This window comes from Rhodobacter sp. SY28-1, from assembly GCF_005222785.1.
Classification (GTDB): Bacteria; Pseudomonadota; Alphaproteobacteria; order Rhodobacterales; family Rhodobacteraceae; genus Tabrizicola.
Genome location: NZ_STGH01000006.1, coordinates 43045 through 56308, shown reverse-complemented (window position 1 = coordinate 56308; position 13264 = coordinate 43045). Strand labels below are relative to the sequence as shown.

Genomic DNA, 13264 nt, shown 5'->3' with positions numbered 1-13264 from the left:
TCCGGTGCCGGGCTCACTCCGACAGTGAAGCCCGGCATCCTCGGTGTTGAAAGGGGTGAGTCACCGTTTGGGAGCACGGAGGAGCCGCTGGATTTTTGTACGCATTGACCCCTGACTCTGAGGTTACGAGGCCAACACAGGGACAAGCAATTACAGCGACGAGTTCAAGCGGGACGCGGTGCATCAGATCGCGGTGCGAGGGTATCCTGCTGGGGAGGTGTCTGGTCGTTTGGGCGTCAGCAAGCATTCGCTCTACCAGTGGATCAACCTGTTCGGCGATCCTGAGCCGAAGAAGCCCGGCGTGGATCATGCGGCCGAGAACTGTCGGTTGAAGTGCGAGTTGGTACGGGTGATCGAGGACCGTGACATTGTGGAAAAGGCGGCCGCGTACGTCGCGCCGGATGCAAGATCAAGCACGCTTTAATCCGGGCCGACCCACTTCGGTGTTTGCGCGTTTCACGGCACGCAACGGTGTGGCACGCGCGCTCGCCTCAGACCCTGCGCTGCGCGCTTGCACGATGTGCCGCTGGGTTGTGATGCGGATCCGGGTCTAACTGTCCTTGCTGCATCGCGCCTGACGAGCTTGGGGCCGCCGGAACCGGGCGAGCCGAGGCGCGAGACCCTCTGCGAACCTCCACTTTACTGTCGCCTCATTCCTGAGAACCTTAAAAGGCGAGGGGGTTCAGATGGGGGATGCGTTAAAGCATCATCCCACTAGTCTATGAAATATCAATAGCTTATCGGGATTGAGTGGCGGAGGGGATGGGCCTGACATCCAACCTTCTCCAGTGCCCAAATCATTGTTTCTATTGCAAACTCTCACTGTTTGGAACTCCGTTGAAGCGCGCGCGGCTGTAATCACCCCGAAGTCAGGTCAGAGTTCATGCTTTCCAAGCCAGCCCTGCCGACAGCATTTGGAAGGAGCATGAGCCGCGTGTGTGTCCTGAACCGAGCAAGTAGCCCGCGCCGCGTCTGGCGCAGCCAGCTATGTTTGAACGGCAAGATTGGTGAGGTTCGCCGGCTCTCCAGCGGTGTCTTTGGGATGGAGAGTGCTTTCGGGCAGGGATTTGGCAGTACTGATCGGAAATTGCGGCGGACCTCTTGTGTAGAGCTCAATTCGCTTATTGAAAGGTCCGCCCTCCGAGGATGGCTGCAGTTGGATCGTTGCTGGTACAGCGTCAGTGTCCCACTGCGCTGTTCACCGAGCGATGCCAACCGAACAGGGCAACAATGACCCGCATTATTGCAGAGGTTGTGTGGGGCCGCGGCGGCTCTCCAACCTCAACAATTTGCTCGTCGCTCCATCTGGGCCCTTGGTCCAGCGACAAGATGGATAGTGTCGTAATCATTTGCTCCTCCATGAGCGTGACAACCACGCCTTCTGTTGGCAAGCATGGGTGTGAGACCGCCTTTCGGTCCTTTATCGGAGAATTAAAAGTTCCAAATTTGCCCAAAAGACCGTCGTGCTCAGCTTTCAGGCAGACCGGCTAGACGCAATCCCCGAAGCACGGGATCAATTCGTTCCGGCAATTTTTTTGGCTGTCCTCGTCTGATGGCCGCAACAGTGGTGCCCGGAATGGCCAGTTTCAGTCGAGCGCAGCTTTCGTGAGCGGCATCAATCCGCCCCATCAACGCGTTCGCTGCAGTCAGCATCCAATGGGTCGGCGCGTAAGTAAGATTCAAGGCCAGCGCCTCGTCGGCAACATTCAACGCCTCTTGGTACCGACCACTCACAATGGCCACATGCGCGCGAAGGATCAGTGAAATGAAGCGCATAGGCTCCGCGGGGCTCAGTTTGAGTGCCCGTACGGCAAGCTCGTCCGCTAATGCAAGATCCCCAAGATGCAGCTCGTTGATGGCGGCGATGACGACCGCGACCATCAGATTCGGGTTCGCTGCCAATGCGCGGCGGCTAGTCGCGTGCGCAAGCTCAAATTCAGTGCTGGAGTGCAGCAGCGCGTTGGAACAATAACTGAGCGCCCTCGCGTCGTCTGTACCGATGCCGAGGGCGCGCAATGCCAGCTCGCGGCAAGTACGCTGGTCGTCCTCGGTTATATCGGCCCAGCCAGACATGGGGCGGAACTGCAGCACCCATGACTGTGCGGCAAGATAGACCGGGTTGTCAGCTTCTTTTTCGATTGCGCGGCCCATAAGCTCGAAAGCCATGCGAGAACCTGCGTCCGTGGTCTTCTCGAGCTCGGCCATACCGCGAAGGTAGAGGTCATACGCATCTGTGCTTGCAGGCCTCGTCCGAGCCGCTCTCAACTCGGCAGACTGTACTTCGGGCGCAACCGCGCTGACGACTGCTTCGGTGATCCGGTCCTGCAAATCAAAGAGGTCGGCAAAAGTGCTATCGAACGTGCGCGCCCAGAGCTGCGATCCGCCTGTGGTCTCCGACAAATGTGCAGCGATGCGCAACCGTTCTCCGACGCGCCGCAGGCTGCCGTGAAGCGCATAGCGCACGCCGTTTGTTGCCAGAGCGTCTTGATGTGCCAGCGCAGATTGCCTGGTCAATACTGTGAATTCCTTGAATCTGCCCAAGGCGGTAACGATATCCTCGGCAATACCATCAGCAAGATACCTATCCTCAGTGCCACTGCCGATCAGTTCGATGGGCAGTACAGCAATGCGGGGCAGTTCGACGACATCGGGAAGCAGCCGGTCTCGTCTGAGCCGATATCCGATCCGCGGAACGGTGATAATCGTCTCTTCGCCCAGAAGCTTGCGCAAGCCCGCGATCTGGACTGTCAGATTACCCTCCTCGACTGTCACGCCGGGCCAAGCCGAGGTCAGAAGCCTTTCTTTGGTCACGACTCCCTCTGCCTCGACGAGCGCTGTCAACACAGCCAGTGCCCTGCCGCGGAGCGGCGCTGCAACGCCATCCCGGCTCAGTTGGCCGGTAGCGGGGTTAAATGCGAAGGCACCGATTGAAACCGATGTTTCCATGCATGCGATACTAGCGTGATTTTCTTGCTGCGGCTATGCGTGGCTGCGGAAGCCCCGGTCCCAAATCTTTGGCCTGCCACGCTTGAGTGGTCCGCTTCATTCTTGGTGCATGGCGGTCTTGGCGTTACGGCTTGGTTGGCCGGCGCAGCGGCTCCGGATGGCGAAGCCGGCCTCTGGAGCTGGCGGGCAATACCCAACGAAGAGTGCGGGCACTTGGTGTTCTTGTGGCGTCGACAAGGTTCGATGCCGATCCATGCTTCAACGGAACTGAAAAAGGACCTCCCCGTTGAGCAGCCCGTCCGTAAGTTTCGAGTTGAAGCTCTCACAGTAGCCGTTCTTCCAGGGGCTGCAGCCAACTCGACTCAATTAGATCGATGCTGCAAGTGCCCTGACGTCGGCGGCTGTGGAGGAGGCGGCTACGTCAAAGTCACGTTGCAGACTTTCGAAAAGTGGCACCGATCTCTCCCGATGCAGAGCGACGGCCTCCGAGACTTTGGCGCCCGCCAGGTAGTTGATTATGCCACTGGTATCGTCAGTGAAATGCCCGATTGTTCCGACTACGTTCTTTACCTGTAGGCGTCGTAGCGGCGCCATTCCCGCTTCTCTCCTGATCTCCTTCAGAATTGCCGTATTTGCGTCCCGCAACCCAGAGGCTGCGGAGCGAAGCGAGTCAAGGTCTGCAGTCTGATCCCGGCCTGGATCCGGGCTGGCGGCGTCAAGCAACACTTGAGTCTGAATGTGCCAAAAACCGCACGCAAGATGCTCTAGGGCAAAGAGCTGGTATAGGAGCAGTGCATTCTCCGCCAAGGCCAGCGCGACGGCCTTTACGTCGGCTTCATCGGCCCGGGCGGCAACACCGGCCGTCAGCGGAGCCGCCATCAGAGCCAAAGCCATTGTCCTGCGGTCTGTCACCTGCGTGCGACTCATCTTCCTACTCCTTGCGATACTTAGGCACGTGCACTGTCGGGACCTGGCACGGCTATGCGTCCAAGGATAGCGCTGGACTGCCCCCATAGAGAGGTCCGAGTTGAATGTTAGTGTATGGTCGGCCTTGGGTCCATCGGAACGAGGGTCTGCGGCATTGGTGTGCGGTATCTCCAAGGCGCTGTGGGCCTGACGGTACTGTAGTGGTGGTGCCATTTCTTGATCAGGATTTGAGCTTTGCGCAGGGGATAGAAGACCTCGGCGTTGAGGGGCTTTGTCAGAACAAGGTGCTTTCAGGAATGCGAACCAGTCTCCGTCACCCCAAACCCACGAGTCGATCAGACTGCGAGAAGGCGCGCCAATCGGCGAGAGCGGCGGCACGGGTCAGCTTGTACGTGTCGCGGTTCTGGAGGCGGCGCTCCGTCGGAAAGTGGTTTTGGACCGAGGCATGGACTTAGGCGAACTTCTGCAACGTTCGCATGCGCCGGAACCGCAACATTGCCCGCTCCCGTCGTCGGAATGGAAAGTGCGAATTCTCTGCCCGATTGTTGAGCCACCGCCCCATCTTGCGGTCATCACTGCGGCCCAGGTCGTTAGGCGCAGCGCCGTGGGACCGAAGTCGATCGGTCACGATCGTCTCAGGTCGGCCATGCCGTTTCATCGATTTCTTCAAGAATTTAAGGGCTGCTTTGCGATCGCGGCGCTTGGTGACGAAGCTTTCCAGCACCTCGCCCTCGTGATCAACAGCCCGCCAAAGATGGTGCCTCACGCCGTTGATCTTCACGTAGACCTCGTCCAGGTGCCACTGCCATTTGCGGCACGCACGCACCGCTTCGACACGTTTCCCACGAATCTCGGCGGCGAACGTTGGGCCGAACCTGTTCCACCAGTACGCACCGTCTCGTTGCTGACTTCGAAGCCGCGCTCATGGCGGATATTCCCTACATTTCGCAGTGACCACGGGAAGCGGATGTAGAGCATCACCGCTGGGCGGATGATCTTGGGGCTCGTCTGGATGTAGCGAAGCGGGAGCGACTGGTGATGTGGTCAGGCTCGCTGAGCGCCTTGCCTCGCGGCAACCAAAGCTCCTCCGACAACACCGAGCTAATGGCCGAAGCTGCAGCCTATCCCAGATATCGAAAGTGCGGTTGGGGAAGATTAAAAAACAGGTGCCCGGCCGTCGGGGAACTAAAGCCGGGCACCTTACGACTATTACCCCAAGGAGCGAGATAGTCGTACGTCCTCTAATGGACTGCCAAATATAACGAAGAAGCTGTGTACTCGTTCCCGCCTGACAGCGAAAAGGAAGGAAAAAAATCAAAATGAATCAGATATTTAATCCAGAGTGAACGAGATGTTCATGTCGTGTTCATTGTCGCGCGCAGGCTTTGAGCGGCTTACACAGAGAGGAACCGGGCTGCAGCCCCAAGTGGCTCGAAGCGGAATCAGCTACTGCTGCGCCGAATCGTTTGCAGTCTTTCGCGGAGATTAACGACCGGTTCACTTTAGGTTGTCTGCGCTCCCTCACACTGAACTGCGGCCAGCGGGTCGGAAGGCACATTCAGATGGATTGGAAGAATCTGGTGGACGAAAAGGAAAGGCGACGTTTCGTCCAGCTGTATGAATACGCAGCTGCACTCGAGATTGAGTTGGCACGATGCACGTTCAAGTATGGAATGACCGAGGAGGCATTCCGGTTACTGAGCGACAGCCCGCTAAAGGAGGAGACTCACGATGCTACTTCTCAGTCCCGCCCTCGTCGGTCCAGCGACTTCCATTAAGGGTTACTGAACCGACGGCTCAACCCAACGATTAAGGGAACTTCGTGCACCGATGAGCCCCAAAGATACGTGCCAATACCGCCGCTCGAAGTTTCTCAACGGCGGAAGACACGTCTACCGAACCATCGCGGCGACTGAAAGCCGACTTGGCTCAGTCTCCCCGCTTCTCCGTGCCCTGCACCCCAAGGATAACCCTAGGGCGCGCCTGTTGAGAGCAACGGCAGAGCAACTGGAGCCGAGCTTTCCTTTGGCTTGGAGTCTAGCGGCGGATCGCCTCGACAAGCTTTCCGCGGATTTCGGCGGCAAACACCGGGCCGAACAGGTCCCACCAGGACCGCACCGTCTCTTGGCTGATCTCGATGCCGCGTTCGAGCAAGAGGTCCTCGGCGTTTCAAAGCGACAAGCGACAAACGAATGTAGAGCATCACAGCTAGGCGGATGATCTCTGGCTGGCTTTGAAATATCGAAAGGGGGGGCGTACGGTCATTTAGGTAGGCTAATTGACTGTCAGGCCTACCTTAAGCGAAGTCCCTCCGGCATCACCCAACGATCCACCCGATTACCTTTTCTGCCTGTCACTCAACCCGAAAAGCACCCATGGCGAACCTTAGACGCGCCACTCTCGCGGACACCCTCCGCCTAATGGAAATCCGTTTCGCGGTGCGGGAGAACCGGCTGGCCGACCCCACTTCGGTTACCGCGGCCGACTGCTCTGCTTTCATTGCCCGCGATCTGGTATGGGTCGCCGAAGAGCCAGGCGGCATCGTCGGTTTTTCGGCTAGCAACGACCTTGATGGTACGATCTGGGCGCTTTTCATCGACCCTACCGATCAATGCCGCGGTCTAGGTGCGGGTCTGTTGGCGCTCGCCTGTGCCGATTTGGCGGCTAAGGGCTTTGCCATCGCCCGCCTGACCACCGACCCCGGCACGCGCGCCGATCGGTTCTACCGCCGCCACGGCTGGAAAGCGACGGGCATTGGCGAAGACGGAGAAGTGCAGTTTGAAAAGGTGCTGTAACCCGCGGCCTACCTTCGCATGCGTACCGGCCCACTCAAGCCAAGTTCTTCTGACACCACCGATTTACAGCATCACCGCCAGGCGAATGATCTCGGCGCTCGTCTTGAAGTACCGGAATGGGGAGCGTTTGGTCATCCCGAAAGGCTAGCCGGGTGCACTAAACCGTCGCAAGCGAAGTTCTTCTGACAACACCCTGACGAGAGCTATCGCCACGAAGCCTCGTTGTATTGAACGCCCAATGTTCTACAATCCGGTTTGAACGTGTGTCATGCGTCCTGCCATCTTCTCGTGGGGAAATGAGCTCGAATGGACAAAATGCGCAACGTCCGAGGACCGACGATCACGCTGCTCATCGTTGGTTGCTTCTCGTTGCTTCTACTTGTTGTGCTTAACCTGGTGTTCGGAAGCCTTGCGCAGAACGCGTCCGAAAGGGTGAACTTCTCGCGTGAGGTCCGCGCCCATGCTGTGTCTATGCGTTCCGCACTCCAAACGGCAGAGGCCAGTCAACGCGGTTATCTCTTGACAGGGAATGAAATCTATCTCGCTCCGTTTGCAACCGCTCTGGACGAAGCCCAACGCGCCTTGTCTGAGCTTCGACAGCGCGATGGGTTGCTGCCGACCGGCGAACACGCCTTCCAGAAACTGGAAACGGTGATTCAAGAGAAGATCGTAGAACTTGAGACTACTGTCGAACAGTACCGACGTGGGGAACGGGATAAGGCACTGGAGGCGGTGTCGCAGAACCGCGGCAAGGCGTTGATGGACGAAGCAAGCGTGTTTATCTCGGCGATCGTCCGTAAGGCGGAGCGGGACCTAACAGCGGGCGTTGCGCTCCAGCAGAACAGTCTTCGCACCGTTCAGATCAGCACTTACATTGCGGTCTTCGCCGTGTTCCTGGTGACGGCTGGGGTCTATTTCATTCAGCGGTCCTTTGTCCGTGAACTTCGGACGGCAAATGAGCAGGTCCAGTCCCTGAATGCCGAGCTTGAGGCGCGTGTCGAGGAGCGGACACAGCAGCTGAGACAGGCACGCGACCGCGCTGAAGTCCTACTGGCCGAAGTCAATCACAGGGTGGCCAACAGCCTTACAATGGTGGCTTCAATGGTCGGGATGCAGGCCCGCGCGTCCGGCGACGAGGAGACCAAACGGATACTCGCGGACACGCAGGCGCGGATCAATGCCGTTAGCGTCGTTCACAAGCAGCTCTACACATCGAGCAACGTGCAATCTGTCGCCCTACCGGACTTTCTGCCGAAGCTTCTGGAGCAGATCGAAGGGGCGATGCGAAGCGAAGGGCTGTCGGCAACTGTCCGTAAAGAAATCGAGGCCATCGAGATGCCGACGGATCAAGCGATAAGCTTGGGGATCATCTTGACGGAATGGGTCACCAACGCGTTCAAGTATGCCTATCCGGCAGGTGTCGGCGAAATCCGGGTGAAGCTTGTCCATCTGGGCGACGGTCTGGCCCAGGTCTCGGTCGAGGACGACGGTGTTGGCCTCGGGGCAACGACGGTACCAAAGGGAACGGGTCTGGGGTCTAAGCTCGTCTCAGCGATGGCGGCAAGTCTTGGCGGGACGGTCGAATATCAAAACCGCAACCCGGGCACCGAAGCGCGAATGGTCCTGCCGCTATAGGTCGAAATGGGAGGGGATCGTTCTGATGAAGCGACGTGCATTGCTTGGGTCTTTCGCATCGGCGGCAAGCCTTGCGCTGCTGGGACTGGTGCCGACTCGGGGTCTAGGCCAAGGCGGACTAGACGGCCTGACGGTCGCGGTTCCCTTCGGTCGATTCGACCCGCGGGCGCCGCACTGTTCTTCCAACACGGGCCTGTCGCGCACCTTGGCCTTCGTGCGCGACAATGATCGCGATTTCATTAACGGGGTCGATTACGGCCTGTCGCTGGCGGCTGCCGACCGGCAGCTCGACTATGTCAGCATGAACGCGGACAACAGCGCCGAGTCGATGGTCGAGCATCTGCGTGAGATGCAGGCGCGGCAAGTCGGCGGGCTCGTCACGGCCCCGGTCGATCCGATGAAGAGCGCCCCGATCCTGCAGGAGCTGCTGCGCGCGGGAACTTACGTCGGGACCATCGTGCCACCGCCTGCCACGACGATCCTGAACGCTCCGCAATACCTGACCGGGAAGGTGCTGGCCGAGGCCGCCGCCGCACATATCCGCGACACTATGCAGGGGCGGGCCAACGTCGTGTTGCTGACCCATGACAGTATGCAGTTCCTGTCGCCCCGGTTTGCTGCCATGCGCGATGTGTTCCGCGAGATGCCGGAGGTCGCTATCGTCGCGGACATCTCTCCTGTCACCGTGACCGAGAAGGGCGGCTACGACACGATGACCAACATCCTGATCGCCGAGCCGCAGATCGACGTCGTCCTCGGGGCCGATACCGTGGTGCTGGGTGCGCTGGCCGCACTGCGCGATACGGGAATGGCGCGACCTGACCAATTTGTCGGCGGGATCGATGGGGAGCGGGAGGCGGTGGCCGAGTTGTCGCAGCCCGACAGCCCCTACAAGACCAGCATCAGTCTTGCGTCAGCGATCTTCGGTTATGCGATGGGGCAGCACGCGGCGGACTGGATCGAGGGGAAGAGTATTCCAAAGGCAATCGACGTCCTGCCGTTCGCGCTGACCGCCGAGAACGTGGAAGCCTACAGGGCTGACATGGCCGATCCAGCCAAGGTCTACGCCGACCAGGCGCGGTTGGCGAGCTACCTTGCGATGTACGGGAACACTTGCATCGGCACGAAGGACGAGTACGTGAACTTCCCGTGGTCGTCGGAAACCCGGTTCTAACGCAGCATTTGGCGTGCACCCGTGCCGTCAGACGAATGCGAACCAGTCTCCGATACCCTACCCTAGTTCTTTAATTGGCGACGAAAGACCTGCGCCACTGAGCGACGCTGGAGCAGGTCAAGCCGCAGCGCCCAATCGACGGAAGTGCAACTTCAAGTTCCTTTTGTTCCACACCCGCCGCGCCGCATCCGAATTCCCCGAACTGCAAGTTCGGCAGCGATCGCCCGCAATGAGGTGTGCTCACCCGCCCGGATATCCGCGATCACCGGCGCCAAGTCTGACGCGAATGCGGCTGCGTTCGCCGACTCCGGCGGCCTCAGCGCCACACCGCCCTTCCTGGTGCGCCGCAGGCTCTCCGCGTCGTTCGAGTTCCCCAGCTTCACTCCACTTGCCTTGGCGACCGCCAGCGCCTCCTTAGTCCGTCGCGACGTAGCTTTCCGATCCGACTGGGCAAGCAGCGCCAGTATCCCGACGGTCAAATCGTCGCCTCCGGAATGTCATGGGTATCATCGAATGCCGCAGTTGCGCATGACGAAAAGGAAGGCGGGGCGGCCGTCTGCGATTTGTGATGCTATGTTAGGTGCGGGGAAAGTTTCGGAAAGATTTCACCCGCTTTTCAGGACTTCGGCGTGGCACTGATCGACACTTGTTACACCGTACAGATGGAGGTGTACCATGTCGCTTCATGATCCTTTACTCCTAGCCCAAGACTTGGCGGCTGTTATCTCCGGGGCAGGCGTCTTGCCACCGGTGGACGATCGTCGCCACCGTCTTCTTGAGGCGGGCAGCATAAACTGCTGTACGGACGGCGATTTCCTTGCCCTGATGCCGTCCGTCGACACGTCGGCGCCAACCTGGCGCGACGATCGGACGTGGTTCCGGCGGATCCTCGGGTTCTGAAGGCTTGACAGGTCGCACTGACGTGTCTTCGCTGTAGGCACCCTGTTGCGGGTAAGCCATGAGGATCGGAGACCACAACCTCGATCTGCAGCGCGGCACGCTGGTCCATGACGGCGAGCCTGTGCATCTGCGGGCAAAATCTTTCGCACTCCTGTCCTACCTCGCCCGGAACGCGGGTCGAGTTATTGGCAAGGACGAGCTGATGGCCGTCGTCTGGCCCGACGTGACTGTGACCGAGGATTCACTTACCCAGGCCATCAGTGAGCTTCGCCGGGTGCTGGGAGACCGCCATCTGCGCACCATTCCGCGTCGAGGCTACATGCTGGAAGCCGCGCGGGTCACGCCCGCCCCAGATGGCCCACCCACCGTGGTCGTGCTCCCGTTCCTAACCATTTCGGAAAGGGACGAAGATCGCACTTTGGCGGACGGCATCGTTGAGGAGATCTGCCAGTGCCTGGGGCGTTATGGTTTAGTCCGCGTCATTGCCCGGCACTCTGCCTTCCAATGTCGGCCCGAGGATATCTCGCCACAGGAGGCGGCGCGCAAGCTGGGTGCGGACTGGTTCGTGGAGGGACCAGCGCGAAGGGTCCCGGACGGGCTGAGGCTGTCGCCCGCCCTGTGCGAGACTTCGACCGGGCGTCAGATCTGGACGGAGACCTTCCTTGTCGGCGACGACGGCCCTGCGGAGGTGATGTCGGCCCTTCCGCACCGCATCGTCACCCGTCTGAGTCTTGATGAGCAGAAACGCACGGCGCTGCTGCCGGCCTCGACGAGTTCCGATCTGGGGGCGTGGCAGCATTTCGTGGCAGGGGTCGCAGCACTTCGACGCTATGGCCCCGGAGTGAACGAGGAGGCTTGCGCGCGTTTTCGGGCCACTGTGGATCGGGATCCGGGCTTTGCTTTGGGGCATGCATATCTAGGGCTCGCGATCCTAACTTTGGGCCGCTATGACGCGTCGCCGCCAGCGGTGCTGGACGAAGGACTGGCCCACGCTCTGCGCGGCGTGGAACTTGCGCCGGAAGAGGCGCGGTGTCACGCCATCCTGGCGCTAGCCCGCCTTTGGCGTCGGGAGTTCGACGCGGCCGAATATTCGGCGCGAAAGGCGGTGAACACCAATCCGTCCGACCCGGATCCGCTAGCTATGCTGGGATACGTCCTGACCCTTCGCGGGAAGCCTCATGAAGGGATTGCCTGCCTGAACGCGGCCGTCCAGCTCAATCCTCTGCATCCGGACTGGTATCACGGAGATCTGGCTATCGCGCATCACATCGCAGGCGACCACGCCGAGGCCATCGCTTGCATGCAGCGCCTGCCGTTACTGGATGCGTGGAAGGAGACGCGCCTAGCTGCCTGCCATGCAGCGCTTGGAAATTCCGCCGCCGCGGCCCGTCACCTCGACCGGGCCGAAGCTCTGACCCCCGGGTGGGACGCACAGGCCATGGTAGACAGCTGGGCCGAACTGGAGCACGAGGGCGACCGGAAGTACATGCAGCGTGAGGTGGCTTTAGCCCTTGAACTGCGCCGTAGACAGAAGCGGGACGACGCACATTTGTGACAAGAGGATTTCTTTGGGCAACAGAACGCGAAGCGGCGGGGCCGTTAAACAAGGACGGCGCCAGCTATTGAGCGAAACGGGTCGCAAATTTCAGTTCCTCGTCCGCAGAACGATTTGTCTCACATTTCCGACGCTCCAACTCCCACCTCGCCGCGTTCTGATCCCGCGCGCCGTAAGCTCTACCGCAATCGTCCGCAGCGAGGTGTGCCCCGCCGCTCGGATTTCTGCCAGCACCGGCACCAGGTCCGCTGCGAATGCGGCTGCGTTTGCCGTGACGGCCGTCCGCAGTGCCACACCGCCTTTCCCAGCCCGTCGAAGGCTCTGTGCTCCATTCGGGTTGCCCAGCTTCACCCCGCGCGCCTTGGCCACCGCCAGCGCCTCCTTCGTCCTCCGCGAGATCGCCTCCCGCTCGGCCTGTGCCACCAGCGCCATGATCCCCACCGTAAGATCGTTCGCCTCTGGCATGTCGACCGACACGAACCGCACTCCGCTATCACGCAGGGCGAGGAGGAACGCCGCGTTCTGCTTAAGGTTCGCCCCTCACATATCGCGGTGACCCCGCCATGGCTCCTGTGGTCCCGCCGTCGACGACAATCTCGGTTGCCTGGAGGCCGGAACTCTCGTCAGATGCGAGAAACAGGACTGCATTCGCAACTTCGGCAGCGCGGATCATGCGGTTCAGAGGAGCACGTTCCCCGATCAATCTCTTACGCTCGTCGCGGAGGCTCAACTCCAAGTCATCCATTCCCCAGCTAGGTGTGTCGACTGCGCCGGGTACAACAACATTGACCCGAATGCCGCGTGGCGAAAGTTCCGATGCGAAGGACCGGGCGAGAGCGGCGATCCCGGCCTTGCTGGCTGCATAGGCGCCTGCACCGGGAGGACCCATCGATGCATAGAGTGAGCCCATCAGAATGATTGACGCACCTTCCCGTAGATGCGGAAGAGCCAGTTGCACGGTCATAAACGTGTTCGTCACTACGGATAGCTGCTGTTGCAGCGTTTCGCGTGAGGTTTCGCCCAGGGGGGCGTTTACGTAGTGGCCGGCATTGGCAAAGACCACGTCAATCCCTCCCGACGCTGAGGATGTTGCCGACAACGCCGCAACCATGGCCTCGTCGTCACCAGCATCGGCGACAAAGCCCACACAGTTTTTTGCTAACCTAGCGATGACCGCGTTCACCCCCTCTGTCTTTCGAGCCGTGAAGCCTACCATCGCACCGTGCTCAATAAACGCCTCTACCGTGGCGAGTCCGATGCCTCTCGTGCCTCCTGTGATAAACGCTGTCTTGCCACTGAGTCGCATGGTGTTCTCCTCCGCTCTCCTCGGCA

At 60.0% G+C, this 13264-nt stretch carries 8 protein-coding genes and 5 pseudogenes; 5 read left to right on the top strand and 8 right to left on the bottom strand.

What is annotated here, in order from left to right; all coding sequences use genetic code 11:
- Positions 1-157 precede the first annotated feature (157 nt).
- Positions 158-424 (top strand): annotated as a pseudogene (locus E8M84_RS20840) (transposase); the annotation flags it as partial.
- 1043 nt (positions 425-1467) lie between these two features.
- Here E8M84_RS20840 and E8M84_RS20835 read toward each other — a convergent pair.
- The 5 genes and pseudogenes from E8M84_RS20835 to E8M84_RS20820 form a co-directional block, all read right to left on the bottom strand.
- Positions 1468-2946 (bottom strand): winged helix-turn-helix domain-containing protein, encoded by a 1479-nt coding sequence (locus E8M84_RS20835; protein WP_137113181.1) that lies wholly within the window; start codon positions 2944-2946, stop codon positions 1468-1470.
- A 113-nt stretch (positions 2947-3059) separates the two neighbouring features.
- Positions 3060-3294 (bottom strand): annotated as a pseudogene (locus tag E8M84_RS21755) (integrase core domain-containing protein); the annotation flags it as partial.
- An 18-nt stretch (positions 3295-3312) separates the two neighbouring features.
- On the bottom strand, positions 3313-3873 hold the full coding sequence (locus E8M84_RS20830; protein WP_137113180.1) for a hypothetical protein: 561 nt from the start codon (positions 3871-3873) through the stop codon (positions 3313-3315).
- Positions 3874-4186: 313 nt separating this feature from the next.
- Positions 4187-4887, bottom strand: a pseudogene (locus tag E8M84_RS20825) (IS6 family transposase).
- 1029 nt (positions 4888-5916) lie between these two features.
- Positions 5917-6138, bottom strand: a pseudogene (locus tag E8M84_RS20820) (IS6 family transposase); the annotation flags it as partial.
- A gap of 155 nt (positions 6139-6293) precedes the next feature.
- On the opposite strand from E8M84_RS20820, the gene E8M84_RS20815 reads away from it, so the two are divergent.
- The 4 genes from E8M84_RS20815 (at position 6294) to E8M84_RS20800 (ending at position 11932) form a co-directional block, all read left to right on the top strand.
- On the top strand, positions 6294-6668 hold the full coding sequence (locus E8M84_RS20815) for a GNAT family N-acetyltransferase (protein WP_137113179.1): 375 nt from the start codon (positions 6294-6296) through the stop codon (positions 6666-6668).
- 306 nt (positions 6669-6974) lie between these two features.
- On the top strand, positions 6975-8303 hold the full coding sequence (locus tag E8M84_RS20810; RefSeq protein WP_137113178.1) for a sensor histidine kinase: 1329 nt from the start codon (positions 6975-6977) through the stop codon (positions 8301-8303).
- Between the two features lie 214 nt (positions 8304-8517).
- Positions 8518-9477, top strand: a complete 960-nt coding sequence (locus E8M84_RS20805) for a sugar ABC transporter substrate-binding protein (RefSeq protein ID WP_205914648.1) — start codon at positions 8518-8520, stop codon at positions 9475-9477.
- A gap of 958 nt (positions 9478-10435) precedes the next feature.
- Positions 10436-11932, top strand: a complete 1497-nt coding sequence (locus tag E8M84_RS20800) for a winged helix-turn-helix domain-containing tetratricopeptide repeat protein (protein WP_137113176.1) — start codon at positions 10436-10438, stop codon at positions 11930-11932.
- A gap of 90 nt (positions 11933-12022) precedes the next feature.
- Here E8M84_RS20800 and E8M84_RS21845 read toward each other — a convergent pair whose 3' ends face one another.
- The 3 genes and pseudogenes from E8M84_RS21845 to E8M84_RS20790 form a co-directional block, all read right to left on the bottom strand.
- Positions 12023-12166, bottom strand: coding sequence for a recombinase family protein (locus E8M84_RS21845; protein ID WP_276607139.1), 144 nt, complete (start codon positions 12164-12166; stop codon positions 12023-12025).
- Positions 12167-12292: 126 nt separating this feature from the next.
- Positions 12293-12448 (bottom strand): annotated as a pseudogene (locus tag E8M84_RS21840) (recombinase family protein); the annotation flags it as partial.
- Positions 12449-12458: 10 nt separating this feature from the next.
- On the bottom strand, positions 12459-13238 hold the full coding sequence (locus tag E8M84_RS20790; protein WP_137113175.1) for an SDR family NAD(P)-dependent oxidoreductase: 780 nt from the start codon (positions 13236-13238) through the stop codon (positions 12459-12461).
- Positions 13239-13264: the final 26 nt, after the last annotated feature.